Below are 26930 nucleotides of genomic sequence, written 5' to 3'. Positions count from 1 at the left end.
GGCCGGCGACGGTCGCCTCAAGGAATGCTCAAATTCGATCGAGGTCAGCCACTGGAGCCGCGAACGCACATACGCTCACCGGACCGGTCCGCCGGCAATCACCCGTCGTAGGCAGAAGGAGGGGGAATGCGGCGATCACAACGGCGCATCGCGCTACTCGCGCTGTCCACCCTGGTGGGTAGCATCCTCGTGACGACCGGCCCTGCGGGCGCGGATCCCACGGGGGCGTCGGCTGCCAGCAGCCGATTCCAGCCTGAGGATCGTGAGTCGGTACGCCTCGTACACGTCAGGCTGACCGGCGCGGACATGCTGGACAAGGTGGCCGCGGCCGGCTTCGACCTCGAACATGGCCTCCGGCGCGTGCCGAACGGCATCGAGGGCGAAGCGGTGGTGACCGCCGAGCAGGCCACCGAACTCACGGCGATGGGCGTCGAGCTGCTCGGTGACGACGCGGGCTTCGCCTGGAGCCACGAGGCCGACGGTGGCATTGGCATCGGCGCGGCCAGCGCGCGGGCGGCCCAGCCGGCCAGCCACGACGCGACGGTACGCGTGGTTCGCGCCGACTGGTTCACCACAAAGGGTCAGGGCTTCCTCTACGTCGAGGCGCGGACCACCGAGGGGCAGCAGGCGGACCCGATCGTAGGGATGCAGTTGGAGAACGACTCGGGGAAGGGCACGCCGTTCGGCTTCGCCCGGACGATGAGCCGGTTCGTCGACTCGGGGCAGTACATGTTCCACCGGAACCTTTTCAAGCTCGACGTACGCCCCAACAAGATCAAGCTGACGAGTTCCACCGGTGGCGTCGCGACCGGCGTCGTCTCGAACTGGCTCGAGGACGCCCCGCCGCCGCTGACGGCGAACCCGTCCTACAAGTCGGACTTCGTGGACGGCTACCGGCACCCGCAGCAGCTCTACAGCCGTGCCATGGAGATCGCCCGTCAGTACCCGGACATCGCCGAGATCGTCTACCTGCCGAACCAGACGAACGGGTACCAACGCAAGGCGCAGGCCCAGATCGGTGGTACGGGGCAGGCGGCGGTCGTCGTCACCTCGGCGGCGTGGGGTCACCAGGGCGGCAACGACATCACAGTGGACTTCGTGGACCGGCCCGACGCGAACCTTCCGCTCGCGGTGGAGGTCACCGGCAAGGCGGTTCGTGTCCTGCTCGCCACGGACGCCTCGGGTGCGCCGACGAGCACGGCCGCCGAGGTGGCCGAGGCGCTGCGGACCCGCTCTGCGGGGCTCATCGACCGGGCGCACCCGTACCGCACCAACGAGGGCACCGGCATCGTCGCTCCGACGGCCGGCCCGGTCGCGCTGACCGACTTCCTCGACCAGAAGCGCGTCGGGGCACCGGAGGGCGAGGTGCCGCGCGGCCCCGCGACGATCCCGGTCCTGCGGATCGGCAAGCACCGTGACGGTAAGAAGCCTGGTGTCCTCATCCAGGCGCAGGACCACGCCCGCGAGTGGGTGCCGGCGACGACCAGCCTGGAGTCGGCCGAACGTCTGGTGCACAACTACCGGTCCGACCGGGAGACGAAGAAGATCGTCGAGAACACCGACGTCTTCTTCATCCTGTCCAACAACCCCGACGGGGCGAACTACAGCTTCTACAACTTCGCCTCGCAGCGTAAGAACATGACGAACCACTGCCCGGACGCGAGCGCCGATCCGGCGCAGCGGAACTCCTGGGGCGTCGACCTGAACCGGAGCTACCGGGTCGGGTCGGGCCACGACGGCTACGCGGGAGGGTCGACCAACTGCGTCAGTGGCACCTACCAGGGGCCGGGGGAGCTGTCCGAGCCCGAGTCGAAGAACATCATCTGGCTGGTCGAGAAGTACAAGAACATCAAGTTCATGATGTCGGTGCACTCCAACGGCGGCCAGCTCTTCTGGCAGCCCGGCGCCTACATCGCGGACGGCCGGATCACCACGCCGCGTCCGCCACTGGGTGACGAGGCGTTCTACTGGCAGTCCGCCGCCCGGATCCTGTCGCAGGTCAAGGCGCACCGGGAAACTGTCGTCACGCCGGAGAACGTCGGCGGCTCGTCCGACGTCCTCTACTCCTCGGCGGGCAACGTACGCGAGGACCTGTACCACACCTACGGGATCTACGCGTTCGGCTGGGAGGTCGGCGGCTCCGTCTACAACCCGGCCACCGGCGACTGGCAGGGCGGTTCGTTCCAGCCGGAGTGGGACGGGAACCCCGAGCTCGTCAGTGGCCACGCCGAGACGATGGAGTACGCCAACGGGATCATGGAGATGTTCCGGGTCGCGGCGGACTGGGGCAGGGACAACAAGAACCCGACGTCCCAGCTGGTCCCCGGTGCGGGTCGCTACTCCGGGCCTGTCGACGTGCACTTCGAGACCAGCGAGCCGGCCACCATCTACTACACGACCGATGGCAGCCGGCCCACGCTCGAGTCGCCCCGCTACGCGGCGACCGAGTTCCGTGAGCCAGGGCAGGTGTTCCACGTGACCGAGACGACGACGTTCCGCTGGTTCTCGGTCGACAGCGCCGGCAACATCGAGAAGAACTACGACCCGACGAAGAACGACAAGCGCAACAACTACCGCACCGCGACGATCAAGATCGCCAAGAGGTAGCGCCCCACGGCAATCGTTGCCCTGTCGGTGCGGACCACCCGCGCCGACGGGGCGACTTCTGCACGAACAGGTCGCGCCGGTCAGCCTCGTCGGCCGGCCCACAACGGGCTGTCCACGTAGTGGTTGTCGTAACGGTCCTGGGTCTCGGCGACGTCCTGCCAGGTGGCTTCGCCCTGGTGCACCTTGTCGAGCAGTCGGTAGTAGTCGAACCGGGGCTTGCCAGGGGTGATCACGACGAGGAAGTCGGCATCCTGGCCGTCGGCGGGGGCGAAGGCGTGCCGGGTGCGGGGCGGAACGAACAGCGTGTCTCCCTTGCGCAGGGTGCGCACCTTGTCGTCGACGAGCATGTCGAGGGCGCCGTCGAGGATGAAGAACAGCTCGCCGGACTGGGTGTGCAGGTGTGGCGGAGCACCGTCGCTGCCGTGCTTGAGCAGGGTGCGGTTGCTGGTCAGGGCGCCGCCGGTGTGCTCGGGGTCGAGGAGCAGCGTGATCACGCTGGCCGGGTCGCTGTCGAGAACCTCGGCCTGGGCTGCGCGTACCAAAGTCATTGTCGGCTCCTTCGTCGTTCAAACGATTCCTAGACATTAGATGTCCAGAATAAGGCGACGCCACCGTTCATGACCGACGTCCCAAATCCTGGACAGGTAGAGTCCAGGAACATGCGGATGAGTCAGGGTGTCGAATGGGCCCTCCACACGTGCCTCAACCTGAGCTGGCTGGACGCGCCGGTGCCGACCAGCACCCTCGCCGCCTTCTACGAGCTACCGCCGGCGTACCTGAACAAGCAGCTCCAGGCCCTCGTCCGAGCCGGAATCCTGACGTCGACCTCGGGGCCGCGCGGGGGCTTTCAGCTCGCCCGCACCCCGGCGGAGGTCTCCCTGCTGGACATCGTGGCCGCGATCGAAGGCCCCGAGGAGCTGTTCCAGTGCGACCAGATCCTCCGCAAGGGCCCGGGCGAGCACGCGGGCGTCGACTATCGACAGTCTTGCGCGTTCGCCCAGGCCATGCGCGGCGCCGACCTGGCCTGGCGGCGGGAGTTGGCCGGTAAGACCGTTGCCGACGTCCGGGCCGACGTCGAGCGCGGGCACCCCGAAGCACCAGCCAACACCCGCGCCAGGATCGTGGAACTGCGCTAGGCCGTGGTCCGGCCCGCGGTCAGAATTGTCGAGATCACCTCAGGTGCGGTGAGCCGCCACGTTGATGACATTGCCGTCCGGAGCGCGGACGAAGAACCTGCGCACACCCCACGGCTCGGTGGTCAGCGGGTGCACGATCTCGTAGCCGAGCCGCTGTGCCTCGACATATGCGCCGTCCACGTCATCCACCTGCACGCTGATGACCGAGTCCTCGGGTGCGGTCGCGTCGCCGGAGACGAGCTGCACGGCCACGTCGGGGTCGCGCGAGGTGTAGCGGGCCACCCAACCCAGGTTGAATGCCTCGGCGCTCAAACCGAGAAAGTCGGTGTAGAAGCCCTTCGCGGCGCTGACGTCAGCCACCGGAAGGTTGGGCAGAATGCGGATGACGCGCATGCGAACCTCCAGCTCGGATGTCTGAGGTCCCTGATTATCCGCCTGACACAGCATTCGCCATGGCGGATCCTGACGCGGTGGCAGCCGACGACATGAGCGATGCCGAGAACTGGACCGGCGGGTTCTACGAGCTGATCCTGATCCTCGGGGCAGCCGATGACGCCCGACTCGACCGGGCCGTGGACGCGTCTGCCGATTAGGCTGCCGGGCCTAGGACGGTAGCGGCGATGCCAGCGGGGGGCGAGGATGAGCACCGACGATCGGATCGTACGGGCCCGAGAGATCTATGAACGGGCGGTGTTCGGCGGCGACGCCAGCGGGCTGAGAGGCGCCGAGCAGGGTCTGCACGCCGTCGAGGCCGATGCGGCGTTGGCGCGGGGGATGATCCTGCACGCCCGGTTTCAGAGCGCGCCCGCCGACGCCGGCTCGTCGCCTACCGAGGATCCCGCCGAGCTGCCGCTGTTCGAGCGTGCGCTCGAGCTGTACCGGGCGCTGGGGGACCCGCGCGGGGAGGCCGAGGCGTTGTTCTGGATTGGTTGTCTGCACCAGTTCATCCGACGTGACGACGAAACCGCGGTTCCGTACCTGGAGCGGTCCTGCCGGCTCGCGGCGCAGACCGGCGACAAGCCGACCCGGTCGGAGGCGCTCCGGCATTTGGGCATCGCGGCGCACGCCGCCGGCCGGCTGGACGAGGCGCGCGAGCGGCTTGAGGAGTCGACCCGGCTGCGCCGGGAGGTCGGAGCGCTGGCGGGCGTGGCCTCCAACCTGGTCGGGCTGGCTTACATCGCCGCCGCCCAGGACCGCGGAGCGGACGCCCTCGCCATCCTCGACGAGGCGCACGTCATCGCACGTACGCACGGCGCGCACGCCATCGCCCGGCACATCGAGCAGGCGAGAACGCAGATCTGAGCCTGCGACCACGGGCGGGCGAGCGGCCTTCGGGGTTCGGTCGGCGGTGCTGGAGCAGTCAGCTCAGCGCGGCCGCCTTGCCGAGCAGCACCGCGCGTTCGCGCTGATTGGCGCAGAGCCGGGCGGCCAGTTCCAACTCGGCGCGCGCCTCCGGAAGCCGGCCGAGGCGGGTCAGCAGCTCGCCGCGTACGGTCGGGACGAGGTGTGACCCGGGGAGCCGGTTGGAGGCGATCAGCTCGTCCACGATGGCCAGGGCTGGCGCCGGACCCGAGGTCATGGCGACGGCGACGGCCCGGTTGAGTTCGACCACCGGCGAGGGCGCGACCCGGCCGAGAGTCTCGTAGAGCCGGACGATCCGAGCCCAGTCGGTCTCCTCGACCGAGGGTGCCGACGCGTGCGTTGCCGCGATCGCGGCCTGTAGACCGTAGGGGCCGAGGCCGCGCTGCGATGCCCTGGCCAGTGCGGCCAGCCCACGGCGGATCGCCGGGAAGTCCCACAGCCGGCGGTCCTGGTCCTCAAGGAGGATCGGGGTGCCGTCCGGGTCGGTCCGGGCCGGGAAGCGCGCGGCCGTCAGCTCGCACAGCGCGAGCAGGCCGTGCACCTCCGGCTCGTCCGGCTGTAGCGCGGCAAGTGTGCGGGCCAGCCGGATCGCCTCGTACGCCACGTCGAGGCGCAGCAGCCGGTCGCCCGACGTGGCCGTCGACCCCTCCGTGAAGATCACGTAGAGGACGCTGAGCACACCGCCCAGCCGCTCCCGGCGCTCGCCGGCCGGCGGCAGCTCGAACGGCACTCCGGCCGTCGCGATCGCCTTCTTGCCCCGGGTGATGCGGGCCTGCACGGTCGGCACCGGCACCAGGAACGCACGGGCGATCTCCTCGGTGGACAGGCCGCCGACCACCCGCAGGGTCAGCGCCACCCGCGCCTCGCGGGAGAGCACCGGGTGGCAGCTGACGAACATCAGCGCCAGCACATCGTCGTCGATCCGGTCGGGGTCGATCTCCTGATCGAGCGCGGGATCGGCCGCCAACAGGGCGTATCGCTCGTGGAGGGCGACCCGGCGGCGGATCGCGTCGATCGCCCGCCGCCGGGCCGTGGCCATCAGCCACCCAGCCGGATTGGCCGGAGAGGCACGTGGCCAGGACACCAGCGCCTCGGCCACCGCCTCCTGGGCGGCGTCCTCGGCCAGCCCGAAGTCACCGGTGAACCGGGTCAGCGCGGCCACGATCCGCGCCGACTCGATCCGCCAGACGGCCTCGACGTCGGCCGTACCCATCAGACCTGGCCGTTGCTCTCGCCGCCCTGCGGGACCTCGTCGGCCTCGGCCACCCGCCGGACCTCGATCTTGGACCCGCGGACCGCCGGGACCCGCCTGGCCCATTCGACCGCCTCCTGTTTCGTGGCGACATCGAGCAGGAAGTAGCCGCCGAACAATTCCCTGGTCTCGCCGTACGGACCGTCGGTGACCACCGGTGCCTCGCCACCGAAGTCGACCACGACGCCCTGGCGCGGATCGTCCAGCCCTTCGGCCGCGACGAGAACGTCGGCTTTCATCATGTCCTCGATGAACTGGCGGGTGGTGGCCATCATCTCGTCGAGGTTGGCCATCATGGCCGCGTTCGTCTCATCGGTGCCCCGCATGATCAACATGTACTTCGACATCGCGTTCTCCTCATCCGACGGGGCCGTCTCCCGGCCCCAGCATCCCCACGTCGAACGGGCGGCCCACGGATCGACACGAGCCCGGACCATTCTTTCCCTGTCCCTGCTCCGCGATCTTGCACTTGCTGTCCCGGCATAAGGGGCATCCCGCCTATGTCGACAACTGAAACTGCATGATCGACGCGGCGGGGGAGCGCCGCCGACGCTTGATTCAATAGGCGTTCGTCAATAGATTGAGGGTGGGCGCCGCCGGGGTCCGGGGGACCGGACCGTCGGCGACTGACAGGTCCACCCCCGAGCCGGGCATTTCGGTCGTACGCGCGACCGGTCGCTGTGGCGCACCGCCGCGCCGCATCCAGGGCACGTTGTCGCGCCGCGTCCGTCCAGGACGCGCCGCCGTGCCGCCTCCGCTCAGCTCGATGGCAGAAGGACCCTTCATGACGATTTTCCGTGCCCGCCCCGCCGCGACCCTGGTGGTCGTCGCCGCGCTGGCCGCCGCCGCGACCACCACCGGAGCGGCCCTGCTCACCGGCCCGGCCGCAGCCGCCCAGGGCTGCCGGGTCGACTACACGCCCAACCAGTGGCCCGGCGGATTCACCGCCACCGTCAAGGTCTCCCCGGGAGACGCGGCCGTCTCCAGTTGGACCGTCACCTGGACGTACGCCGGGGACGAGCGGGTCACCAACGGCTGGAACGCCACGGTCAGCCAGTCCGGCGCGACGGTGACCGCTCGCAACGCGTCGTACAACGGCAGTATCCCGGCCGGCGGCTCCACCGAGTTCGGGTTGCAGGGCACGTACGGCTCCAGCGGTGGCGCGCCGACCGGGTTCAGCCTGAACGGCGTGCCGTGCAACGGCGCCACCCCGCCGCCGACCACTCCGCCGCCGACGACGCCGCCACCCACCACCCCGCCGCCGACCACCCCGCCGCCCACCACCGAGCCGCCGACCGGGTGTGCCGGAGCGGTGCTCTGCGACGGCTTCGAGGGCCAGACCGGTTCGACGCCGTCCGGTGACTGGGCCGTGGTGAGCCCGGACTGCTCCGGCGCGGGTACCGCCACCATCGACACGGCGACCACGCACAGCGGCAGCCGGTCGGTTCGGATCAACGGCGCCGCCGGGTACTGCAACCACGTCTTCATCAGGTCCACGAAGAACCTCGGCAGCGTGGGCAACGTCCGATACGGCCGGGTCTGGGTCCGGCACACCACCGGCCAACCCACCGAACACACCACGATGATGGCGATGGCCGACGCCGCCGACGGCAACAAGGACCTGCGGTTGGGTGGCCAGAACGGCGCGTTGCAGTGGAACCGCGCCTCCGACGACGCGACCCTGCCCGAGCAGAGCCCGGCCGGGGTGGCGCAGAGCCTGCCATTGCCCACCAACCGGTGGACCTGCGTCGAGTTCATGGTGGACGGCGCGGCCGGTCAGCTGCGTACCTGGGTGGACGGCACCGCCGTCGCCGGGCTGACCGCGGACGGCGCGCCGACGCACGACATCGACGGCCAGTGGTACAACCGCACCTGGCGGCCGCAGCTCACCGACCTGAAGCTGGGCTGGGAGAGCTACGGCGGCGGGGCCGACACCCTCTGGTACGACGACGTCGCGCTGGGGTCCAGCCGGATCGGCTGCTGACCCTCGGAGGTCGTGGCCGGGGACCGTGAGCGGTGCCCATCCAGATCAGTGAATGTGTCAAGGGTGTGACCCGGAAGCCGGGTCACACCCTTGATCGTCATTGATCCTTCTTCACGATACGGCGGGCCCACAGCTGCTCACCTCACCCGGGAGGATGTCTGAACACTGTCTGCCCGCGCCGTGGCAAGGGGCGGGAGGCCAATCGCCGCGTCCACCCTCGGCAGCTGGGCGGTCGGAGACCGAGGGAGAGGCGATCATGGACCGCACGTTGACCGACATCCTGGACGCGGCGGCGCACGGGCACTTCCCGCCATCGGACGGCGGGACCACAGTGGTGCCACAGCCAAGCCGCCGCGATGCCGGAGTCATCGCCTTCACCGGGCATTCGGTCGTGTTCACCGACGAAGACCCCCAGTGGGTACGCCGTACGCTGGCGACTGTCGACTGCGACTCCCTGGCGGCCACGATGAATCCGCGTTTCCTGGGGGCGCTGCTCGACCGCACCCGGCGCTCCATGGACACGATCGACCTGCTGACCGTGGCGGGCAGCCTTGACGGGCCACCTCCATTGCACCTGGCTGAGCTGGCGGACGCCGATCACCCTCGAGAGGTCAGGGCACGTCGGCGTCGTGACGACATCCGCGTCTGGGCCGCCGAGGGTGGGGTGGTCGTGCTCGGCCGCGGGGTAGCCGGTCGTTGGGAGGCAGCGATAGAGGTCGACGACGAGTGTCGCCACCGGGGTCTGGGAAGGGCGCTGGCGACGGCCGCCCGCCATCTGGTGCCCGACGGCCAGCCGATCTGGGCCCAGCAGGCCGCCGGCAACGCGCGCAGTGTGCGCGCCTTCCAGGCGGCGGGCTTCCGACCGGTGGGCGCCGAGGCGCTTCTTCTCCAGGCGTAGGCACTCCACCGGGGGAGCCGCACGTGCCACTGTGGGCCGAACCGTGATCGGCAGGAGGGTTTCCGAGATCACGCCCGAGGGCATCTCGCGGATGACGTCAGCCGCCCGCTACCCCTGATCGAGGAGAGCACCATGTCGGTCCAGGCATTTCTCTACATCGTCGCCGTCATCCTGATCGTGCTCGCTGCTCTGCCGCTGCCCACGAGGGGTGTCTCGCTCGCGCTTCTGGGTGCCGCCTGTGCCCTGCTCGCCTACGCCTGGCCGGTGATCACCGACTGACCTTCCCGTGAGTCGTCGTTTGCGGCCGGTGGCCGGCAGCCAGAGCGTGATGGGCTGCCAGCCACCGGCCGCAAGCCTGTTGCCCTCACGGGGTCGGGGATCGCTTGCTGAGTTTCTTTCACGAGCGTAGGAAGAACACCACTCATCGATCCGCCGTACAGCATCGAAGGAGATGCCTGTGACCACCTCCAGAGGGCTCCGTCTGGCCGTGTCCGTGCTGGTGACAGCAGGCGCCGTCCTGCTCGGCACGGCGGCCCCTGCCGCACCGCCAACGACTCCCGCACCGACCGGGCACCCGTCCTGCGACCCGATCGACCCGACCGCCTGCCTGCTGCCGTTCCCGAACGACTACTTCACCGTGCCGGACCGGAGCAGCCCCACCGGCAAGCGGGTGCGGTTCCCCGCCGCCGCGATGCCCGCCAACGTGCAGGGAACCCCGGTCGACCCGACCGAGTGGAACCGGCAGGACGGGTTCAGTCCAGGCTCACCGATCCTGGTGCGCGTACCCGGCCTCGACGCCGCGGCGAGCGGGATCGCGCCGGTCACCGACATCGGCCGCTCGCTGGCGCCGAACGCGCCGATCGTGCTGCTCAACACCCGGACGGGTGAGCGCACGCCGTACTGGGCCGAGTTGGACGCGCACGCCGCCGGCCAGCCCGACCGGCAGCTGCTGATCATCCGGCCGGCGGTGGCGCTGGCCGAGGGCACCCGCTACGTCGTCGGGTTGCGCGGTCTGCGGGACGGCAACGGGGCGTTGATTCCGGCGCCGAAGGCGTTCACGGCGTACCTGACCGGTGCCGGCCTCAAACAGCGTGACGCGCGGGGGCCGAAACTGAGGCGGATCGTCGCCGAGCTGAGCCGGACCGGCGTCAAGCGGCACAGCCTCTACCTGGCCTGGGACTTCACGGTGGCCAGCCGGCACGGGCTGACCGGGCGGATGTTGGCGGTCCGGGACGGCGCCTTCGCCGACCTCGGCCGGGCCGCGCCGCCGGTCACCGTCACCCAGGTGACCGACTATTCACCGGAGCAGGACCCGCTGATCGCCCGGCAGGTCAGCGGCACCATCGGCGTACCGTCCTATCTGACCGGCGACGGTGGGCCCGGCTCCCGCCTGCACTACGGGCCGGCCGGCGGCGCCGGGACGCCGCCCACGCCGAACGCCCTGCCCACGCCGTCCGGCGCGACGGTGGCGGCGGACTTCGTCTGCAACATTCCGCGCAGTGCCTCGGCCGCGCGGCCGGCGCACCTCTCGCTCTACGGCCACGGACTGCTCGGCCGGCCAACCGAGATCAATGCCGGCAACGTCAGGACCATGTCGAACACCCACAACTTCACCTTCTGCGCTACCAGCTGGATCGGCATGGCCGCCGCCGACGTTCCCTTCGTGGCCAGCGCCTTCACCAACCTCAGTGTCTTCCCCGCGGTGGCGGACCGGTTGCAGCAGAGCTTCCTGAACTTCCTCTTCCTGGGTCGCGCGATGATCCACCCGGCGGGGTTCGCCGCCCACCCGGCGTTCCGGGACGCCACCGCCCGGCCGCTGATCAATCGCGTCGGCGGGCTGCACTACGACGGCAACAGCCAGGGCGGCATCAACGGAGGTGCGCTCACCGCCATCGCCCAGGACTGGACCCGGTCGGTGCTCGGCGTACCGGCGATGAACTACTCCACGCTGCTGCAACGCAGCGTGGACTTCGCACCGTTCCAGACCGTGCTGGACGGCTACTACCCGGACAAGGTCGACCAACAACTGGTCCTCGCGCTGCTGCAGATGTTGTGGGACCGGTCCGAGGCCAACGGGTACGCCCAGCACATGACCGACCGACCACTACCGCGCACCCCGGCGCACCAGGTGCTGATGCACGTGGCCTTCGGCGACCAGCAGGTCTCGCCGGCGGCGGCGGAGGTGCAGGCGCGCACCATCGGCGCGCGCCTGCACACCCCCGCGCTCGCCGACGGCTGGTCACTGGATGTGCGGCCGTACTGGGGCATCACGCCGATCCGCCGCTACCCGTACAACGGCTCGGCGATCGTGATCTGGAACAGCGGCGCGGCCTACGCGCCACCGCCGACCAACCTCGCACCGGCCGGGCCGGAGTACGGCGACGATCCGCACGAGTTCCCCCGCGCCCAGGCCGGAGCCCAGAAACAGAAGGCGGTCTTCCTGCTCACCGGCGAGGTCGTCGACGTTTGCGCGCGGACGCCCTGCCCTTGACGCTAGATCGGAACGAAGCGGGGCGCTGGCCGTGTCAGCGCCCCGCCGGGAAACGTCGACCCTGTCGGGTCAGCAGCGCACCTCGGTCTCCTTCTGCGCCACGTCCGAGATGCCGCCGAGGGCACGGGTGCACACCGACAGCGTGTTCGCGCCCAGGGACCAGACCTCCGGACCACTGGAACACTGCAGGTCGCGCAGCGTGCTTCCGGTGACGATGGAGGTGCAGACCTGGTACGAGCCGTGGCTGGCCCGGTACTGCTGCCACACGTACGTGTAGGCGTAGTTCTTGCCGCAGCCCTTGTACTGCTTGACCGATGCCGCGGTCTGACCGCCGACGGTGACGTACGCGGTGGCGCCGATCTGGACCGAGTCGACGCAGCGCGGGTTGGTCTCGGCGTGCGCGGGTCCGGCGAACGCCAGCGTCGCGGGCACAGCGAGACCGGCGGCCGCGAGGATGCGTACGCCGCGGCGGGAAAGGTTCCTCATGGGTGACCTCCTTCAATGCACCGGGACCGTGGCGCCCGGTGTCGTCGATGCACCACATTGATGGCGGCCTTGTCCCGTTCGGTACCCTCTGACACGCTCTGACAACGCCTGACGACGTCGTCTGACATGGGGGAGTGATGAAGGACCAGCGTGCCGCCGCCCAGTCGCTTCAGGACAGACAGGCGGCCGAGAGGTTCGCCGAACAGCTTCGGACCTTACGGACCAGCGTGGGTGACCCGTCGTTTCGGAAGATGGCCGGACGCTCGGGCCGGATCTCACACACCACACTGCACGAGGCCGCAGCCGGCACCAGGTTCCCGTCCTGGGAAACGGTCCGGGAGTTCGTCCGAGCCTGCGAGGCGGACGAGGCCCAGTGGCGGCGTCGCTGGGAGGACGCGCAGCGTCCCGCGTCCGCCTACGGTTCAGAAGACGGCGACACCGCCCCGGCCAGCACCGATTCCCCGACCGGCGCCGACACCCAGATCACCACGGGTGAAATGAAGTCCGACACCGGGACCCGCGCCCCGGAGACGAACGGGCCCGTCGTGTCCGTCGTTACCGTGCCGTCGCCGGAGCGGCAGAACCCGCTGCGGAACACTGACTATCCGCCGACCGACCAGGACGTCACGAGGGGACGGCGGCACCGGTTGCCGTGGCTCGCCGCCGCCGCCGTGGTCCTGGTGGTGGCGATGGTCGCCGTGCTGGGCGTCATCGTCCGCGGCCGGTCGTCCCGGGACGACCCCGGCACCGTGGCGGCGTCGTCCACACCGCCCGTGTCGCCGTCAGCGTCGGCGTTCTCGGACGCGCTGATCCCCGGCGACTCGAGCAAGTTCATCGCCGACGTCACCATTCCCGACGGCACCCGGGTGCGGGTGAACTCCCAGTTCGTCAAGGTGTGGGCCCTCAAGAACGTGGGGAAGGTCGCCTGGCACAACCGTTTCCTGGCGCGGACCAACCCGACCGCCGACGCCGACGGTTGCCAGGTGCCGGATCGGGTGGCGATCGGTGACACACCACCTGACGAGCAGGTGATGATCAGTGTTGAGGTCACCGCGCCGAGCCGCCCGGGGAAGTGCTGGGTGAGCTGGAAGATGGTCGACGAGAACGGGCAGGAGTTCTTCCCCACCCGCCGGCCGGTGTATTTCATGGTCACCGTCACCGCCTGAGTGCGCCCCCCGGTTGCCCTGGCCGGTGTAAGAGCGGCGATCGCTCGATGTCAGTCCCGGGTGCCACCAAAGCTGACAACAGCACATCCATCGAGGTCGGCGACGGCCTGACGGATCTGACAGACAGTGGGGGTACCGAACAGCAGGCCGATTCTCGCAAGGTGATGTCCGTTCCGAACGACTCACCAACTGCGAGGAGGATCGACCTTGCGCCGTCCCTGGTTATCCGTCGGGCTCGCCGCGCTCTGCGTGGCCGTCGGGGTTCCGGCCCACGCGTGGGCCGCGACATCCGGCGCCACAGCGCAGCGAACCGTCACCGCGGCCGCGCGGCCGGTCGTGGACATGGAGGCCACCGTCCTGGCCGCCCAGATCGACCCCCGCCGGGCCGACAACACCCTGACCCCGGGCGCGAAGAACTCCGTGCTCGCCGTCGAGCAGGCGTTGCAGGCGCAGGGACTGCTCAACGCGCAGTGGGTCGACGGTTACTTCGGCACCGTGACCGTCTCGGCGTACGCCGCCTACCAGCGTTCGCTCGGCTACACGGGGCTGGCCGCGAACGGGCTGCCCGGCACGACGTCACTGACGAAACTCGGGCAGAACCGCTACACGGTCGCCAACACGATCGGCCCGGGCGCGAAGGTCCCGCGTGACGGGTACGTCGTCAACGCCCGTACGCAGGCGATGTTGGCCGAGGCGCAGCGTCTGCTCGGCTACACCCTGGTGCTCGACCAGGGCTCGTACAACCCCGGGGGCGACCCCACCTCGGCCGGTACGCACGACGGCGGGGGTGTGGTGGACATCGCTGTCACCGGCATGACCGCGGCCAAGCGCACCGCCGTCGCCCGGGCGCTGCGCAAGGTCGGCTTCGCGGCCTGGGTCCGCAACCCGAATCAGGGCGACTGGCCGTGGCACATCCACGCCACGGCGATCAACGACACGGACCTGTCCAGCCAGGCGCAGCACCAGGTCGGCGACTACCACCTCGGCATGAACGGCCTGGCCAACCAGGGACCGGACGACGGCCCCCAGGTCCCGATCAGGACCTGGGAGCAGTACCAGCGCGGGCAGTGACCCGCACCCCTCACCGTTTTGGAAAGGACACCATGAACATCCGTAAGAGCCTCGCCGCCGTCGGCGTCGCGCTGGCCGCGAGCACCTCGATCCTCAGCGTCGCATCGCCAGCGTCGGCGGCGGCCCGCGACGGGGTCTGCGACAGCGGCGAGTTCTGCTACTACTACAACAGTGACAACGCGGGATCGGTCTCGGACTTCACCGGCTCGCTCGACGACTACGGCACCGAGCAGCCCTCGTGCTACGACTTCAAGGGCGCCGGCGCCGGCAAGGGCCTGTGCATCAAGAACGAGGCCGCCTCGGTCTGGAACCGCAGCACCAAGACCGTACGCGTCTACTACAACAGCGGCTACGCCGGTTCTTACCAGGACTTCGCGGCCGGCGCGAAGACCAACCTCAACGCCACGCTGAAGAACAACAACGCCTCGCACCAGTTCTCGCCGTCGACCCGCACGAACCTGTCGTACGCCCTGTACCAGGCCAGCGGCGGCACTGTCACGTGCGGCTTCGACGGCTACACCACCACGCCCGGCCGGCACGAGGGCATCGACATCGCCCGCAGCGTCGGCTCGGACGTGCGCGCCCTGGTCTCCGGAACGGTCATCTACGTCGCGCGGGGCGCCACCGGCAGCGGCGGCCTGTCCACGGTCTCCGTCTACAACTCCTCGCTCAACAAGACGGTGATCTACCTGCACACCGCGCCGAGGTCCGGGGTGAGCGTGGGCGACGCCATCAGCAAGGGCGAGATCATCGCCGATGAGTCGTGGCACGGGGTGTCCTCCAGCTCGGGCGCGCACACCCACGTCGAGGTCCGGGCCGGGCGGCAGACCCACGCGGCCGTCAGCGTCGGCGACCCCACCCTGGACAACGCCGACCCGACCGCGTTCTGGAACTCCCAGGGCTACAACGAGAAGTAGGACGCCATGAGTATCCGCAAGGGCCTCGCCATCGTCGGCGCCGTCCTCGCCATGTCCACCTCCATCCTGAGTGTCGCCTCGCCGGCAGCGGCGGCGGCACGGGACGGAACCTGCGACAGCGGCGAGTTCTGCTACTACTACAACAGCAACCAGGCGGGATCGGTCTCCGACTTCACCGACTCACTGGACGACTACGGCACGACCCAACCGACCTGCTACGACTTCAAGGGCGCGGGCAGCGGCAAGGGCCTGTGCGTGAAGAACAACGCCGCGTCGGTGTGGAACCGCACCGGCAAGACCGTGCGGGTCTGGTTCAACAGCAACTTCGCCGGTGCGAGCCAGGACTTCGCGTCCGGCGCGAAGGGCAACCTCAACGCCACGCTGAAGAACAACAACGCCTCGCACGAGTTGGTGAGCGGGCCGACGGGCTGTAGCACCGACGGCACCAACAGCAAGCTGCCGAGCACCATCCTCGTCTACCGGGTCGGTCTCGGCCGGGTCGACCGGGTCGACTTCAAGACGTACGTCAAGAACGTTCTTCCGAACGAGTGGGTGACGAGCTGGCCGGCGGCCTCGCTGGACGCCGGTGCGATGGCCGTCAAGAGCTACGGCTGGTACTGGGCGCTGCACTCGACGCGGAAGACGTCCGGCGGGCAGTGCTACGACGTTCGGGACGACACCGGCGACCAGGTCTACCGGCCGTCATCGGCAGTGTCGTCGACGTCAGCGGCGGTGGACCGGACCTGGTCGGCCCGGATGACCCGGAGCGGCAACATCCTGCGGGCCCACTACTGCGCGACGACGACCGCATGCGGTGGCTGGGTGGACGGGGACTGGCTGTCGCAGTACGGCTCGCGTGACCTCGCCAACGAGGGCAGGAACTACCAGGCGATCCTGCGCTACTACTACCGCGACATCGCGCTCTCCTGAAGTAAGGCACCAACCGACGCCGCCCGCCGCAGCTCTGCGGCGGGCGGCGCGCTCACGGGTACGGCACCGGCTACGCCGGCGGCTCGACCGCCTCGACGAGCACCTCGAGCACGTGCCGGTACGGCTGGCCGGTGGCCCGACTCATGCCCATCTCGCAGGTGCGGTTGCAGGAGGCGTACGCGTCGTGGTCGCGCTCATTGATCTCGGCGGCCTGCGCCGCGGTGGCGCCGGCGGTGACCTCGGGGTGCAGCAGCCCTCGGTCACCGGCGAAGGCGCAGCACCCCCAGCTGTCCGGCACCGTGACGGTGTCGGCGACGGCCCCGGCCACCGCGCGCAGGTCGTCGATGCCGCCGAGGTGCACAGTGGAGCAGGTGGGATGCAGGGCCAGCGAGCCGAGTCGCCGGGGCTGCGGCAGCGCCGGCAGGAGATGCTCGGCGGTGAAGGTCACGCTGTCGACGAAGCGCAGCGCGCCGTACCGTGCCCGGTCCTCCTCGGCCAGCGCGGAGGTCAGCTGCGTCAGGCCGTGCGTGCACGATGATGCGTCGCACACGACGGGCAGGCGACCCTCGTCGCTGGCCGCCCAGAGCGCGGCCAGGGTCCGCTCGGCCATCTCCCGGTGACCGGCGGGGTAGCCCTTGGACTGCCACGGGGTTCCGCAGCACAGACCCGCTGTGCCGGTCGGTACGACGAGCGGCACCCCCGCCAGTTCGCAGAGGCGCAGGAACGCCGCTGCCGAACCGCCGGACGAGCCGTCCTCGGGTGCGAAGAGACTGCCGACGCAGGCCGCGAAGAACACCGCCTGGGCGTCCGGCGCGCTGCGGGGGGTGGGTCGGGGCGCACCAGCGCGCGGCATGTCGTCGCTCCACAGCGGCACGAGCTCGGTGGTGCCGAGCCCACGGATCGCCCTGGTGGCGGCGCGGGTCACCGGTGCCGGTACGGCGTGCGCGGCGGTCAGTCCGACCCGGACGCCCGTCACGGCGGCCTTCCAGTGTCGCGCGGCAGTGCGGGCGGTGCGCTGGGCGCGAGGGGTGTGCCGCTCGGCGCGCAGCCGTTTCATCGCCGCCCCGGTGTCGATGCCGACCGGGCAGGCGGTGACGCAGAGGCTGTCCGCGGCGCAGCTGTCCACCGCTGCGTACTCGTAGTCGGCGGTCAGCTCCCGGCGGCGCTCCTCGTCGCCGGCAGCGGTGGCGAGGGCGATCTGCCGTTGCAGGACGATGCGCTGCCGGGGCGTGGTGGTGACGTCGGCGGTGGGGCAGACCGGCTCGCAGTAGCCACACTCGACGCAGGCGTCCAGCTCGGGGTCGACCGTCGGGACGGCCTTGAGCTGCCGCAGGTGCACTGTCGGGTCGTCGTTGAGCAGCACACCGGGGTTGAGCAGGCCGCTCGGGTCGCACAACCGCTTGAGTTCGCGCATCACGTCGTACAGCTCGTCGCCGTACTGCCGGCGGACGAAGGGTGCCATGGCCCGACCGGTGCCGTGCTCCGCCTTGAGTGTCCCGCCCTCGGCGAGCACCAGGTCGACCATGTCGTCGGTGAACCGGGCGTAGCGGTCGATCTCGGCCGGGGTGTCGAAGGACTGGGTGAGCATGAAGTGCAGGTTGCCGTCCCGGGCGTGTCCGAAGATCACCGCGTCCGGGTAGCCGTGCCGATCGAACAGACGGATCAGCCCGTCGCAGGTGCCGGTCAGGCGTGGCATCGGCACCGCGACGTCCTCCAGCAGGGCCGTGGTGCCGGGCGGGCGGGCCCCGGCGACGGCGGTGTAGAGGCCCTTGCGCAGGCGCCAGAGGTTGGCCCGTTCGCGCGGGTCGCGGGTCAGCTCGGTGCCGGTGACGGCCCGCAGCCGGTCGAGTACGGGCCGGGCGTCGGCCAGCGTCGCGGCCAACTGCTCCGCGCTGTCCTCGGCGAACTCCACCAGCAGCGCGGCGTGGCCGGTGACCGTCAACCCGCGCAGGGCCGGGCTCGCACCCAGGTCGCGCTGGCTGACCCGCAGCGCGGCCGCGTCGAGCAGCTCGGCGGTACGGGCGCCGGCGGCGAGCAGAGCCGGCAGCGCGTCGGTGGCGTCGGTGAGACCGGGCAGGATCAGCAGGCCGGTGGCGGCGTGGTCGTGGATCTCGACGGTACGGAAGACTGCCTCGGCCACGAAGCCGAGCGTGCCCTCGCTCCCGATCATCAGGTGGGCGAGCATCTCGACCGGGGTGCTGTGGTCGAGCAGCGAGTTCAGCCCGTACCCCATGGTGTTCTTCATCGCGAACAGCCGCTCGATGGTGGCGCGCGAACCCGGCGTCGATCGCACCCGATCGCGCAGGCGCAGCAGCCCGGCGTGCAGCTCGGGCTCGTCGGCCCGCAGCCGGTCGTCGGCGTCGCGGGCGCCGGAGTCGACGACGGTGCCGGACGGGAGCACGAAGCGCAGCGACTCCATGGTGCGGTACGCGTTGTCGGTGGTGCCGCAGGTCATCCCGCTGGAATTGTTGGCCACCATCCCGCCCACCGTGCAGGCGGCCTCGCTGGCCGGGTCCGGGCCGAGCCGGCGTCGGTAGCGGGCCAGCCGGGCGTTGGCCTGCCGGATGGTCAGGCCCGGCTGGAGCCGGATGCGGCGGCCGTCGTCGAGGACCTCGGCGTGCCGCCAGTCGGTGCGCACGTCGACCAGCACGCCCGCGCCGCCGGCCTGCCCGGCGAGGCTGGTGCCGCCGCCGCGCAGGGTCAGCGGCACGCCGGCCTCCCGGGCGCCGGCCATCAGCGCCCCCACCTCGGCGGCCGAGGCGGCGCGAACCACGGCCTGCGGCTCGAACAGGTACGGCGAGGCGTCGTGCGCCGCCGCCAGCCTTCGGGGCAGCTCGGCGCTGGCCCGGCTCGGATCATCGAGGCGCGAACGCAGCAGCTCGGCGACCGCGCGGGCGCGAGCGCCGGCCGCGGTCGGCGACGGTACGGGTACGACGGGTCTCATCGGCGGATCCTCCCGGAGCGTGGTCAGCCGGCCACCGGCGGCACGGCGGGACGGCCGGCGATCAGCAGTCGGCGGGGACCGGTGCTGGCCGGAGCCGGCAGCCGCAGCAGCTGCCGGCCGGGGGTGATGCTGCCGAGCACGGAGGCGTGTCGCGCGCCGGTGCCCGAGAGCAGAGTGCCCGGCAGCCCGTGCACGGTCAGGTAGCCCAGCAGCGCGAAGGCCAGCGCCTCCTTGGCGTCCGACGCGACGCCCAGGTCGTCGCTGGAGGACAGTTGGACGCCGGACAGCTCCTCGGCGATCATGCGCATCAGCGTCGGGTTGTGTGCGCCGCCGCCGGAGACGACGAGCCGGGTTACGCCGTGGTCGCGGCAGGCGCCGGCCACCGTGACCGCCGTCAGCCGGGTGAGCGTGGCCAACACGTCCCGCGGGTCCGGTGTGGGCGCGTCGTCGAGGGCGGCGAGCAGGTAGGGCAGATGGAACAGCTCTTTCCCGGTGCTCTTCGGGCCGGGCAGCCGGTAGTACGGCTCGTCGAGCAGCTGCCTCAGCAGCTCCGGATTCACCTGCCCGGCGGCCGCCCCGCGCCCGTCCCGGTCGTACTCCTCGGTGCCCCCGCTGAAGTGGCGCGCGGCGGCGTCGATGAGCGCGTTCGCCGGACCGGTGTCGAAGGCAAGCGGGTCCGCGTCCGGCGCGACGACGGTGATGTTGGCGATGCCGCCCAGGTTCAGCGCGGCCGGGACGCCGGGCAGGCCACCCAGCAGCAGTGCGTCGAAGAGGGCGACCAGGGGAGCGCCCTGGCCGCCGGCGGCCACGTCGCGGCTGCGCAGGTCGGACACGACCGGAAGGCCGGTGGCCTCCGCGATCCAGGCCGGCTGACCCAGCTGGAGGGTGCCCCGAACCGTGCCAGCGTCGACCCAGTGGTGCATGGTCTGCCCGTGCGAGACCACCAGGTCGGCCTGGCCGTCGCACAGCTGGGCGAGGGCTCGCACGCCGGCCTCGGCGAAGGCCTGGCCGATGCCGGTGTCCAGCACGCAGATCGCCTCGGTGGTGGTCGCCGCGGGCGGCAGGGCGGCGGCGATCTGCGTGCGCAACTCGTCGGAGTACGGGTGGCTGAGCCGGCCCAGCGGTCGCATCCGCAGGGTGTCCCCGCTCAGCTCGAACTCGGCCGCGGCGACTTCGATGCCGTCGTAGGAGGTTCCGGACATCAGGCCGATCACGCGCATCACGTCCTCCTTCACGCCGGCCGGCGGGCGCCGCCGCCGCGTCGTCGTCGACCTCGTCGGTACGTCCATGGTCGTACGGAGTCTTTGGGGCCGGGTGGAACCGGCTGGTCGAGTTGACGCACGGCTCGCTCCAAACCAGCGGGTGTCAATAAGCGACGTGGTCCCACCATAACGCGAAACTTTTTGCCACCGCCCGTCCGGGCTGGTTACGCTGTGGTTTCAGCCTGCTGATACGGGGATTGTTCGCAGCTGCGCCCTCGGCCTGGCCGCGGCGGCGGGTCGCGAGGACGCGCTCGACGGCGAGCCGCCGCCGGGCAACCGGAGCACCTCTCCCCGCTGGCCGGCGACTGCACACCAGCGAGAGGAACGAGCACCCCGTGGACCTCAGCACCCTCGGCACCGAGACCCGCAACGACAAGACCGGCGACCTCGACCGGATGTCTCCCACTGAGTTGCTTCTCGCGATGAACGACGAGGACCAGACGGTCGCTGACGCCGTCCGCCAGGCCGTGCCGGACATCGCCGCCGCCGTCGACGTCATCGTGGCGTCGCTCCGTCAGGGCGGACGGCTGATCTACCTCGGCGCGGGCACCAGCGGGCGGATCGGCATGCTCGATGCCGTCGAGATCCCACCCACCTTCGGTACGACGCCCGAGCGGGTCATCGGTCTGCTCGCCGGCGGGGCACGAGCCTTCGGTGTCGCCGTGGAGGGCGCGGAGGACGACCCGACCCGCGCCGTCGCCGACCTCGACGCCGTCGGCCTGACCGCCCGCGACACGGTGGTCGGGCTCGCCGCCAGCGGCCGTACCCCGTACGTGGTCGGTGGGTTGGATCACGCCCGCGCGCTCGGCGCGGCGACCGTCTCGGTGGCCTGCAACACCGACGCGGTGACCAGCCGGCACGCCGACGTCGCCATCGAGGTGCCCACCGGCCCCGAGGTGCTCACCGGCTCCACCCGGCTCAAGGCCGGCACCGCCGAGAAGCTGGTCTGCAACATGCTCTCGACCGCCACGATGGCCCGGCTCGGGAAGGTCTACGGCAATCTGATGGTGGACATGAACGCCACGAACGAGAAGCTCGTCGACCGGGCGCGCCGGATCGTCGCCGAAGCCGCCGACACCGACCTCGACACGGCCGCGCGGGCGCTCGCGGCGGCGCACGGGCATGCCAAGACGGCCATCGTGCTGCTGCTGGCGAACTGCACCGCCGAGGAGGCCGCCGCCCGGCTGCGCGCCGCCGACGACGACGTACGGGCGGCCGTCGCGGCCTGATCCAGACGTTCGCGGTGGCGCCCTGATCCGGTCAGGGTGCTCGTAGCCCGGTCGGGCGTCAGTTCCCCAGGTCGAACGCGAACGCGCCCGCCTCGACGCGGTCGATGAGCTGGCGGACGTCGTCGGCCTGCTGGACGGCGTTCTCCCACCCGCCGCTGGTGATGTCGACCAGCAGCACCGGGGCGGGGTCACTGCGCAGGTCGAGGACGAGCTGTTCTCTGGAGCCGTCACCGCCGATGATGGCGATACCAGGGTGCGCGACGCTTGCCCCGGCCGATCGCGGGCTACACCTCCGTCGATGTCTCGACTGAGCGATGTGGACAGACCGGGAGCGTGCCCGGCCGGGTCACACCCGAGCTTCGGTGGGTGTCGGCGTGGGGTCGAGCGGCAGGTCACGCAGCCGGCGGATCGGCGTCGACAGGTAGATGATCGGGGACAGCACGGTGAGCGCCCCGAAGATCAGCAGGGTGGTACGGGCACCGAGTGGCCCGGCCAGGACGCCGGCGAGCAGGCCGCCGACCGGGATGGCACCCCAGGAGACGAACTTGACCGTGGCGATCACCCGGGAGAGCAGTTCCGGTGGGCTGGCGAGCATCCGGTAGGTGCGGGTGGTCACGCTGAGCACCACGTTGGAACTCGCGAAGATGAGGTTTCCGACGGCAAAGGCCACGAACGCGGCGGTGCCGGTGCCCAGCGGGATGATGAGCGCGCCGGCCACACCGACGAAGGCCGCGATGATCAGGCCGCGTGCGGTGCCGAACCGATCGGTGAAGCGGGTCGTCAACGCCGCGCCGATGAGCGCGCCGAGGCCGTCGGCGGCGATCAACAGCCCGACCATGAGCGGCGGTGCGTGCAGCTCACGCACCAGGTAGAACGGGAACAGGGCGAGCATGGCGCCGTTGACGAAGTTCGTCGCGGTGGCGTCCCACATGGCCGGTCTGATGATCGGGTGCCGGATCACGAAGTGCCAGCCCTCGCGGATCATCGTGATCATCGGCGGCCGCTCGGCCGGTCGCTGCACCCGCCGGGCCGGCAGGGTGCGCAGCAACGTGGCGGAGAGCAGGTAGCTGACGGCGTCCACGAACAGCGTCGGCACGGCGCCCAGCAACTGCACCGCGAGACCGCCCAGGGATGGCCCGCCCAGCGAAGTGGCGGCGTGCGTGCCGGAGGTGAGGCTGTTGCGGGCCTGCAACTGCGCGGCCGGCACGATCTCCGGCAGGAAGGTCTGGTTCGCCACGTCGAACAGCACGTTGGCGAAGCTCACCACCAGGGCGACCGCGATCAGTTGGGCCACCGTCAGCATGTCGAACCACCAGGCCAGCGGGACCGACGCGATGGCGAGCGCCCGGACCAGATCCAGGGCGACCTGCATGCCGCGCAGCGGCAGGCGCTGCACGATCACGCCCGCCGGCAAACTGATCAGAAGGTACGCCAGATAGCTCGCCGCCGTGATCAGACCCATCTCGAAGGCCGACGCGTGGAGCACGGTCAACGCGGTCAGCGGTAGGGCCAGCGTGCCGACCGCCGAGCCGAGTTGGCTGGTCGTGCCGGCGACCCACCACCGCCAGAATGCAGTAAGTCTCATAATGGAACTCACTATAGGGGTGCACGGGAGACGCCGTCGACCCCGCCGATGCGGGATCGACCGGCATTCGCTGCCTATCGCGCTCGGCGCACCATCTCGCTGATCCAGGTGGGCGCGAACGGAGACGTACAGCCGGGGGAGGTGGGGTAGTCCTTGAGCACCTCGAGGCGTTCGCCGATGTCGATCGCCCGGGTGCGGTGCTCGGCGTGCTCGATGCCGATCTGCGCCAGGCAGTGGTTCATCGCCCACTGGAGGCGATCCGGCGCGTCCTTCATCTCGGTCTCGATCACATCGAGCAGTCGCGGGAGGTCGAGACTCTCAGGCTTCTTCGTCACGCGCTCGGTGGTCAGCGCCCAGCCGGCACTCGCGACCACGGGATCCGGGTCGGCGAACCAGGCCAGCCGCAGCTCTTCGGAGTGCGGGCTCTTCTTCACCACGTAGTTCACCAGCCAGTCGTGCACCTTCGGGGTGCGCGCCTCGCGCAACATGACGTCCACCTCGTCCCGCTCGAACGCCCGGGGACGGCAGATCAGGATTGCCAGCAGCCGCGCCGAGACGTCACCAGTCGCCCAGAGCTGGCGGGCGAGATCGTGCTGCGTCTTCAGCCGCTTCGCGAGCGCCCGAAGCGCGCCGAGGTTCACACCATGATCGTCACCGTGCCTGGCGTTCACCTCACGTGCCTTCGGGTCCTCCAACCCGGCCAGCTCGGCCATCACGTCGGTCACCGTCGTCGTATCCATCGCAGCCTCCTGCCACATCGGGGCCGGACGTTTCACACTCGCGTAACGGGTATCCAGGCGTACCAGTGCGACCGCGGTGAACAGCTTCACGGAGTGAGGGGGCACCTATCATGCCTGATCCACAGCCCACGCTCGTGCTCGTGCACGGCGCGTTCGCCGAGTCGGCGAGCTGGAACGGTGTGCTTGAGCGGCTGGGTTCGGCGTACAACTCGGTGGCCGTCGCGAACCCGCTGCGCAGCGTCGCGGGCGACGCCGAGTACGTGCGAGATGTCGTCCGCGGGATCGGCGGCCCGGTCATCCTGGTCGGCCACTCGTACGGCGGCATGGTGATCACGCAGGCCGCAGCCGGCGACACCTCGGTGCGGGCCCTCGTGTACGTCAACGCCTTCGCCCCGGACACCGGCGAGTCGGCGCTGGCGCTGTCCGCGAAGTTCCCCGGCAGCACCCTCGCCGACACGCTGGTGCAGTACCCGGTGTCGAGCGGTGGGAACGAGGTGGCGATCGGCCAAAACCAGTACCACGCGCAGTTCTGCGCGGACGCGTCGAACGACATGGCCGCGCTGATGGCCCGGACCCAGCGGCCGATCACCGAAGAGGGCCTGGGCGGCAAGCTCACCGGCGATCCCGCCTGGCGATCGCTGGCCAGCTGGTTCGTGTTCGGGGACGCCGACAAGAACATTCCCGTCGAGGTACACCGCTTCATGGCCGAGCGGGCCAACCCCCGGGGGCAGCGCGAGATCGTCGGCGGCTCACACGCGATGGCGGTGGCCCGGCCGGGCGAGGTCGCCGAGACGATCATCGAGGCGGTCCGGGGCGTGAGCTGACGGTCCGGGGCGGGCAGCTGACGGTGGGCCGACGACGAGCGGTCGCCGGCCCACCCGGTCGGCTGGTTAACGAACCCGCAGCTGCTGGTGGACCGCTGCGGTGGGAGCGTGCACCGGGTCACCGGAGTAGGCGACGTGCACCGGGTGCACCCCTGCGGGCAGCCCGTCGGTCGGCAGCGTGACGACGGCCGCGCCGGCGCGGAGCGGAACCACCTGGGTGGCACCGCCGAAGGTGACGGCGACGTCGCCGGTCACCTGCGGAGCCTTCCGGTGCGGAGACTGTGCCCGCACGTCGACGGTCAGCGTGAACGTGTCACCCCGGACGACCGAGGCGGGCGCCGCCTTCGCCTTCACCGCGACCCGTGCCGTGCCCGGAGGCGTCAGGGTGACCTGGGCCGAGCGTGACTTGGTCGGATCGACCACCGAGGTCGCCACGACGGCGAGCGACGACGCGGTCTCCGTGGCGGCGACCGAGAGCAGACCATTCGCGGAGATGGTGGTGCCGGTGGAGGTCGCTCCCCGGACCGACCACGTCACCGCTGGGCTCACGCCTGCGTTGGTCGTCACCTGAGCGGTGAACTGCCTGTTCCAGTTCCAGCCCTTCGTCAGGTTCACCGTCGCGGGCGTCACCGACACGGAGTCGACCCCCGACCACAGGTGGTCCCGGGCGAAGATCGTGAACAGCTGCCCGGCCGTCATTCCGTCGTGCGCGCCGGGGACCTGGGTCGTCGCGGCGGCGTACCCCCGGGCCCGGAAGTTGTCCGCGATGGCGTTCTGGGCGTTGAGGTTGCCCTCGAAGACGCCGTTGCCGAGGAAGACGGTGAGGTCGTCGTCCCCGACCGCGTTCGCGATGGTGTCGTAGTCCTGGGTGGTGAGCGACGGGTTGCCGGAGAAGTGTCCGTAGAACGCGAAGGTGGTCGGGTAGTTCCTGATGACGACGCCGCCCGTCATTCCACCGTACGAGAACCCGGCGTAGGCCCGCCCGGAGCGCTCGGTCGAGACGTTGTAGCTGCTCTCGATGAGGGGCAGGATCGTCTGGACCAGGTTGTTGGCCGCGTTGGTCTGGTTGTAGGACGCGAAGCCGAGGCTGGTGCCCGTGAAGTGGTTGCCCATGGTGACGACCACCGTCGGCTCGATCTCGCCCCTGGCCGTCATGTTGTCCAGGATGTTCGGGACGTTCGCGGGGACCATGAAGTCGGTCTCGTCGCCGAAGATGCCGTGGGCGAGGTACGCGACCTTGTACGGCTCCGCGCGGTTGGCGTCGTAGTTGGCCGGCAGGTAGACGCCGAGGTAGTGGCCGCTGTCGCCCAGGATCGTGGTGTACGGGATGTACTTGACGGTTCCCCGCTTCGCGCGGTCGGCCACCGGCAACTCGTAGTCCGCACGCGCCTTGAGCCCCGGGTCGTTCTGCTTCTTGGCGTACGGCACGTGGACGGCATCGAGGACGTCGTTGTTCCTGACCCGGAACGAGGACTCGCCTGGCGGCCGAGGGTTCGTCGAGGCGGGGTCCCAGATGCGCTTGTTCTCCCAGCCCTGGGTCGGGTCCCAGACGCGGTACCAGTAGCTGAGACCTCCGGCGTGCAGCGGGACCGAAACCGACCAGTTCCCCTTCGGGTCCCGGGTCATGTCCCGGAGGAACTCGGTGCCGCCCGCGTGGTAGCGCCCCGGCTGCCACTCTTCCGGCTGGTAGCGCGTGGTGCCGGTGTCGACGTCGAGCAGGGTCAGGTCCCCGGCGAGCCGGACCTGGGTGGCGTGGGGATTGCGGTAGACGAACGTGACTGTGTATCCGGTCGGTGACTTGCGGTCCGCCTTGACCGTCGCACCCGGCGCGGGCGCGGGCCTGCCGGCGGCGGCAGCCGGCGCGGGGACGATGGCCCCCGCACCGAGTGCCGTGAACGTGAGAATCGAGATCGCAAGCCGGAGCCTGCGTCTTCCGGTCGTTTCCCTCATGCGCGAAGACTCCTTTGTGGTGGTCGCTCGTCGCGGTCTGGTCCGGTGCTGGAGTTGAGGGCTTCGATGGCAGCTAAATCGAATTAGCATCGGGAG

24 protein-coding genes are annotated in these 26930 nt (G+C 70.4%); 14 read left to right on the top strand and 10 right to left on the bottom strand.

What is annotated here, in order from left to right:
* The first annotated feature begins 126 nt into the window (after nucleotides 1-126).
* On the top strand, nucleotides 127-2607 hold the full coding sequence (locus tag ACFYP0_RS05915) for a M14 family zinc carboxypeptidase (protein ID WP_356974793.1): 2481 nt from the start codon (nucleotides 127-129) through the stop codon (nucleotides 2605-2607).
* 80 nt (nucleotides 2608-2687) lie between these two features.
* Here the strand turns inward: ACFYP0_RS05915 and ACFYP0_RS05910 are convergent, their stop codons facing one another.
* Entirely contained in the window at nucleotides 2688-3155 is a 468-nt protein-coding gene (locus ACFYP0_RS05910) for a cupin domain-containing protein (RefSeq protein WP_356974795.1), read from the bottom strand.
* A gap of 111 nt (nucleotides 3156-3266) precedes the next feature.
* Between ACFYP0_RS05910 and ACFYP0_RS05905 the strand changes: the two genes are divergently transcribed.
* Entirely contained in the window at nucleotides 3267-3743 is a 477-nt protein-coding gene (locus ACFYP0_RS05905; protein ID WP_244219165.1) for an RrF2 family transcriptional regulator, read from the top strand.
* A 39-nt stretch (nucleotides 3744-3782) separates the two neighbouring features.
* Here the strand turns inward: ACFYP0_RS05905 and ACFYP0_RS05900 are convergent, their stop codons facing one another.
* On the bottom strand, nucleotides 3783-4136 hold the full coding sequence (locus ACFYP0_RS05900) for a VOC family protein (RefSeq protein ID WP_356974798.1): 354 nt from the start codon (nucleotides 4134-4136) through the stop codon (nucleotides 3783-3785).
* A 59-nt stretch (nucleotides 4137-4195) separates the two neighbouring features.
* Here ACFYP0_RS05900 and ACFYP0_RS05895 point away from each other — a divergent pair, with 59 nt between their 5' ends.
* Together ACFYP0_RS05895 and ACFYP0_RS05890 are read left to right on the top strand one after the other, a co-directional pair.
* Nucleotides 4196-4336: a hypothetical protein gene (locus tag ACFYP0_RS05895; protein WP_356974800.1), complete on the top strand. Its 141-nt coding sequence runs from the start codon at nucleotides 4196-4198 to the stop codon at nucleotides 4334-4336.
* 46 nt (nucleotides 4337-4382) lie between these two features.
* Nucleotides 4383-5045 (top strand): tetratricopeptide repeat protein, encoded by a 663-nt coding sequence (locus ACFYP0_RS05890; RefSeq protein WP_356974802.1) that lies wholly within the window; start codon nucleotides 4383-4385, stop codon nucleotides 5043-5045.
* A gap of 58 nt (nucleotides 5046-5103) precedes the next feature.
* Here ACFYP0_RS05890 and ACFYP0_RS05885 read toward each other — a convergent pair whose 3' ends face one another.
* Nucleotides 5104-6318, bottom strand: a complete 1215-nt coding sequence (locus ACFYP0_RS05885) for an RNA polymerase sigma factor (protein ID WP_356974804.1) — start codon at nucleotides 6316-6318, stop codon at nucleotides 5104-5106.
* A complete protein-coding gene (locus tag ACFYP0_RS05880; protein WP_355496853.1) occupies nucleotides 6318-6704 on the bottom strand; it encodes a YciI family protein in 387 nt (128 codons plus the stop codon). Before ACFYP0_RS05880 ends, ACFYP0_RS05885 begins: the two co-directional genes overlap by 1 nt.
* Before the next feature lie 437 nt (nucleotides 6705-7141).
* Between ACFYP0_RS05880 and ACFYP0_RS05875 the strand changes: the two genes are divergently transcribed.
* The 4 genes from ACFYP0_RS05875 to ACFYP0_RS05860 all read left to right on the top strand — a co-directional run bounded on the left by ACFYP0_RS05875 (nucleotide 7142) and on the right by ACFYP0_RS05860 (nucleotide 11730).
* Nucleotides 7142-8341 carry a cellulose-binding domain-containing protein gene (locus ACFYP0_RS05875; protein WP_386994639.1) on the top strand — a complete coding sequence of 400 codons (1200 nt, stop codon included), beginning with the start codon at nucleotides 7142-7144 and terminating at the stop codon, nucleotides 8339-8341.
* A 256-nt stretch (nucleotides 8342-8597) separates the two neighbouring features.
* Complete coding sequence (locus ACFYP0_RS05870) at nucleotides 8598-9239, top strand: GNAT family N-acetyltransferase (protein WP_386994635.1); 642 nt, start codon at nucleotides 8598-8600, stop codon at nucleotides 9237-9239.
* Nucleotides 9240-9371: 132 nt separating this feature from the next.
* Nucleotides 9372-9518 carry a hypothetical protein gene (locus ACFYP0_RS05865; protein ID WP_167362386.1) on the top strand — a complete coding sequence of 49 codons (147 nt, stop codon included), beginning with the start codon at nucleotides 9372-9374 and terminating at the stop codon, nucleotides 9516-9518.
* A 178-nt stretch (nucleotides 9519-9696) separates the two neighbouring features.
* Nucleotides 9697-11730: a hypothetical protein gene (locus ACFYP0_RS05860; protein ID WP_386994633.1), complete on the top strand. Its 2034-nt coding sequence runs from the start codon at nucleotides 9697-9699 to the stop codon at nucleotides 11728-11730.
* Between the two features lie 69 nt (nucleotides 11731-11799).
* Here the strand turns inward: ACFYP0_RS05860 and ACFYP0_RS05855 are convergent, their stop codons facing one another.
* Nucleotides 11800-12216, bottom strand: coding sequence for a hypothetical protein (locus ACFYP0_RS05855; protein ID WP_386994631.1), 417 nt, complete (start codon nucleotides 12214-12216; stop codon nucleotides 11800-11802).
* Between the two features lie 137 nt (nucleotides 12217-12353).
* Between ACFYP0_RS05855 and ACFYP0_RS05850 the strand changes: the two genes are divergently transcribed.
* From ACFYP0_RS05850 to ACFYP0_RS05835, 4 genes are all read left to right on the top strand, one after another.
* Nucleotides 12354-13382 carry an NBR1-Ig-like domain-containing protein gene (locus tag ACFYP0_RS05850; protein WP_386994629.1) on the top strand — a complete coding sequence of 343 codons (1029 nt, stop codon included), beginning with the start codon at nucleotides 12354-12356 and terminating at the stop codon, nucleotides 13380-13382.
* A 207-nt stretch (nucleotides 13383-13589) separates the two neighbouring features.
* Entirely contained in the window at nucleotides 13590-14453 is an 864-nt protein-coding gene (locus tag ACFYP0_RS05845; RefSeq protein ID WP_386994628.1) for a peptidoglycan-binding domain-containing protein, read from the top strand.
* Between the two features lie 32 nt (nucleotides 14454-14485).
* Nucleotides 14486-15370: a peptidase inhibitor family I36 protein gene (locus ACFYP0_RS05840; RefSeq protein WP_386994626.1), complete on the top strand. Its 885-nt coding sequence runs from the start codon at nucleotides 14486-14488 to the stop codon at nucleotides 15368-15370.
* Nucleotides 15371-15376: 6 nt separating this feature from the next.
* A complete protein-coding gene (locus tag ACFYP0_RS05835; protein ID WP_386994625.1) occupies nucleotides 15377-16300 on the top strand; it encodes a peptidase inhibitor family I36 protein in 924 nt (307 codons plus the stop codon).
* A gap of 70 nt (nucleotides 16301-16370) precedes the next feature.
* On the opposite strand, the gene ACFYP0_RS05830 is transcribed toward ACFYP0_RS05835, so the two are convergent.
* Nucleotides 16371-19244, bottom strand: coding sequence for an FAD-binding and (Fe-S)-binding domain-containing protein (locus ACFYP0_RS05830; protein WP_386994622.1), 2874 nt, complete (start codon nucleotides 19242-19244; stop codon nucleotides 16371-16373).
* A 23-nt stretch (nucleotides 19245-19267) separates the two neighbouring features.
* Nucleotides 19268-20464 carry an anhydro-N-acetylmuramic acid kinase gene (locus ACFYP0_RS05825; RefSeq protein ID WP_386994620.1) on the bottom strand — a complete coding sequence of 399 codons (1197 nt, stop codon included), beginning with the start codon at nucleotides 20462-20464 and terminating at the stop codon, nucleotides 19268-19270.
* A 377-nt stretch (nucleotides 20465-20841) separates the two neighbouring features.
* Between ACFYP0_RS05825 and murQ the strand changes: the two genes are divergently transcribed.
* Nucleotides 20842-21735, top strand: coding sequence for an N-acetylmuramic acid 6-phosphate etherase (murQ, locus tag ACFYP0_RS05820; protein WP_386994618.1), 894 nt, complete (start codon nucleotides 20842-20844; stop codon nucleotides 21733-21735).
* Nucleotides 21736-22081: 346 nt separating this feature from the next.
* Here the strand turns inward: murQ and ACFYP0_RS05815 are convergent, their stop codons facing one another.
* Together ACFYP0_RS05815 and ACFYP0_RS05810 are read right to left on the bottom strand one after the other, a co-directional pair.
* On the bottom strand, nucleotides 22082-23320 hold the full coding sequence (locus tag ACFYP0_RS05815) for an MFS transporter (protein WP_357007643.1): 1239 nt from the start codon (nucleotides 23318-23320) through the stop codon (nucleotides 22082-22084).
* A gap of 74 nt (nucleotides 23321-23394) precedes the next feature.
* Entirely contained in the window at nucleotides 23395-24060 is a 666-nt protein-coding gene (locus tag ACFYP0_RS05810; RefSeq protein WP_208741114.1) for a DNA alkylation repair protein, read from the bottom strand.
* Nucleotides 24061-24170: 110 nt separating this feature from the next.
* On the opposite strand from ACFYP0_RS05810, the gene ACFYP0_RS05805 reads away from it, so the two are divergent.
* Complete coding sequence (locus ACFYP0_RS05805) at nucleotides 24171-24884, top strand: alpha/beta fold hydrolase (RefSeq protein ID WP_124857019.1); 714 nt, start codon at nucleotides 24171-24173, stop codon at nucleotides 24882-24884.
* A gap of 66 nt (nucleotides 24885-24950) precedes the next feature.
* Here ACFYP0_RS05805 and ACFYP0_RS05800 read toward each other — a convergent pair whose 3' ends face one another.
* On the bottom strand, nucleotides 24951-26834 hold the full coding sequence (locus tag ACFYP0_RS05800) for an alpha/beta hydrolase-fold protein (RefSeq protein ID WP_158629592.1): 1884 nt from the start codon (nucleotides 26832-26834) through the stop codon (nucleotides 24951-24953).
* Between the last annotated feature and the right edge of the window lie 96 nt (nucleotides 26835-26930).

This window comes from Micromonospora arida (assembly GCF_042873195.1).
GTDB lineage: Bacteria > Actinomycetota > Actinomycetes > Mycobacteriales > Micromonosporaceae > Micromonospora > Micromonospora arida.
This window is presented reverse-complemented; position numbering and strand designations above follow the sequence as displayed.

What these genes read in the sequence shown, in the direction of transcription:
- ACFYP0_RS05900 (WP_356974798.1), bottom strand. Translation starts at nt 4,136, where the DNA reads ATGCGCGTCATCCGCATTCTGCCCAACCTTCCGGTGGCTGACGTCAGC.
- ACFYP0_RS05890 (WP_356974802.1), top strand. Translation starts at nt 4,383, where the DNA reads ATGAGCACCGACGATCGGATCGTACGGGCCCGAGAGATCTATGAACGG.
- ACFYP0_RS05875 (WP_386994639.1), top strand. Translation starts at nt 7,142, where the DNA reads ATGACGATTTTCCGTGCCCGCCCCGCCGCGACCCTGGTGGTCGTCGCC.
- ACFYP0_RS05840 (WP_386994626.1), top strand. Translation starts at nt 14,486, where the DNA reads ATGAACATCCGTAAGAGCCTCGCCGCCGTCGGCGTCGCGCTGGCCGCG.
- ACFYP0_RS05885 (WP_356974804.1), bottom strand. Translation starts at nt 6,318, where the DNA reads ATGGGTACGGCCGACGTCGAGGCCGTCTGGCGGATCGAGTCGGCGCGG.
- ACFYP0_RS05830 (WP_386994622.1), bottom strand. Translation starts at nt 19,244, where the DNA reads ATGAGACCCGTCGTACCCGTACCGTCGCCGACCGCGGCCGGCGCTCGC.
- ACFYP0_RS05825 (WP_386994620.1), bottom strand. Translation starts at nt 20,464, where the DNA reads ATGCGCGTGATCGGCCTGATGTCCGGAACCTCCTACGACGGCATCGAA.
- ACFYP0_RS05870 (WP_386994635.1), top strand. Translation starts at nt 8,598, where the DNA reads ATGGACCGCACGTTGACCGACATCCTGGACGCGGCGGCGCACGGGCAC.
- ACFYP0_RS05850 (WP_386994629.1), top strand. Translation starts at nt 12,354, where the DNA reads ATGAAGGACCAGCGTGCCGCCGCCCAGTCGCTTCAGGACAGACAGGCG.
- ACFYP0_RS05855 (WP_386994631.1), bottom strand. Translation starts at nt 12,216, where the DNA reads ATGAGGAACCTTTCCCGCCGCGGCGTACGCATCCTCGCGGCCGCCGGT.
- ACFYP0_RS05805 (WP_124857019.1), top strand. Translation starts at nt 24,171, where the DNA reads ATGCCTGATCCACAGCCCACGCTCGTGCTCGTGCACGGCGCGTTCGCC.
- ACFYP0_RS05835 (WP_386994625.1), top strand. Translation starts at nt 15,377, where the DNA reads ATGAGTATCCGCAAGGGCCTCGCCATCGTCGGCGCCGTCCTCGCCATG.
- ACFYP0_RS05815 (WP_357007643.1), bottom strand. Translation starts at nt 23,320, where the DNA reads ATGAGACTTACTGCATTCTGGCGGTGGTGGGTCGCCGGCACGACCAGC.
- ACFYP0_RS05905 (WP_244219165.1), top strand. Translation starts at nt 3,267, where the DNA reads ATGCGGATGAGTCAGGGTGTCGAATGGGCCCTCCACACGTGCCTCAAC.
- ACFYP0_RS05880 (WP_355496853.1), bottom strand. Translation starts at nt 6,704, where the DNA reads ATGTCGAAGTACATGTTGATCATGCGGGGCACCGATGAGACGAACGCG.
- ACFYP0_RS05800 (WP_158629592.1), bottom strand. Translation starts at nt 26,834, where the DNA reads ATGAGGGAAACGACCGGAAGACGCAGGCTCCGGCTTGCGATCTCGATT.
- ACFYP0_RS05895 (WP_356974800.1), top strand. Translation starts at nt 4,196, where the DNA reads ATGGCGGATCCTGACGCGGTGGCAGCCGACGACATGAGCGATGCCGAG.
- ACFYP0_RS05810 (WP_208741114.1), bottom strand. Translation starts at nt 24,060, where the DNA reads ATGGATACGACGACGGTGACCGACGTGATGGCCGAGCTGGCCGGGTTG.
- ACFYP0_RS05865 (WP_167362386.1), top strand. Translation starts at nt 9,372, where the DNA reads ATGTCGGTCCAGGCATTTCTCTACATCGTCGCCGTCATCCTGATCGTG.
- ACFYP0_RS05915 (WP_356974793.1), top strand. Translation starts at nt 127, where the DNA reads ATGCGGCGATCACAACGGCGCATCGCGCTACTCGCGCTGTCCACCCTG.
- ACFYP0_RS05910 (WP_356974795.1), bottom strand. Translation starts at nt 3,155, where the DNA reads ATGACTTTGGTACGCGCAGCCCAGGCCGAGGTTCTCGACAGCGACCCG.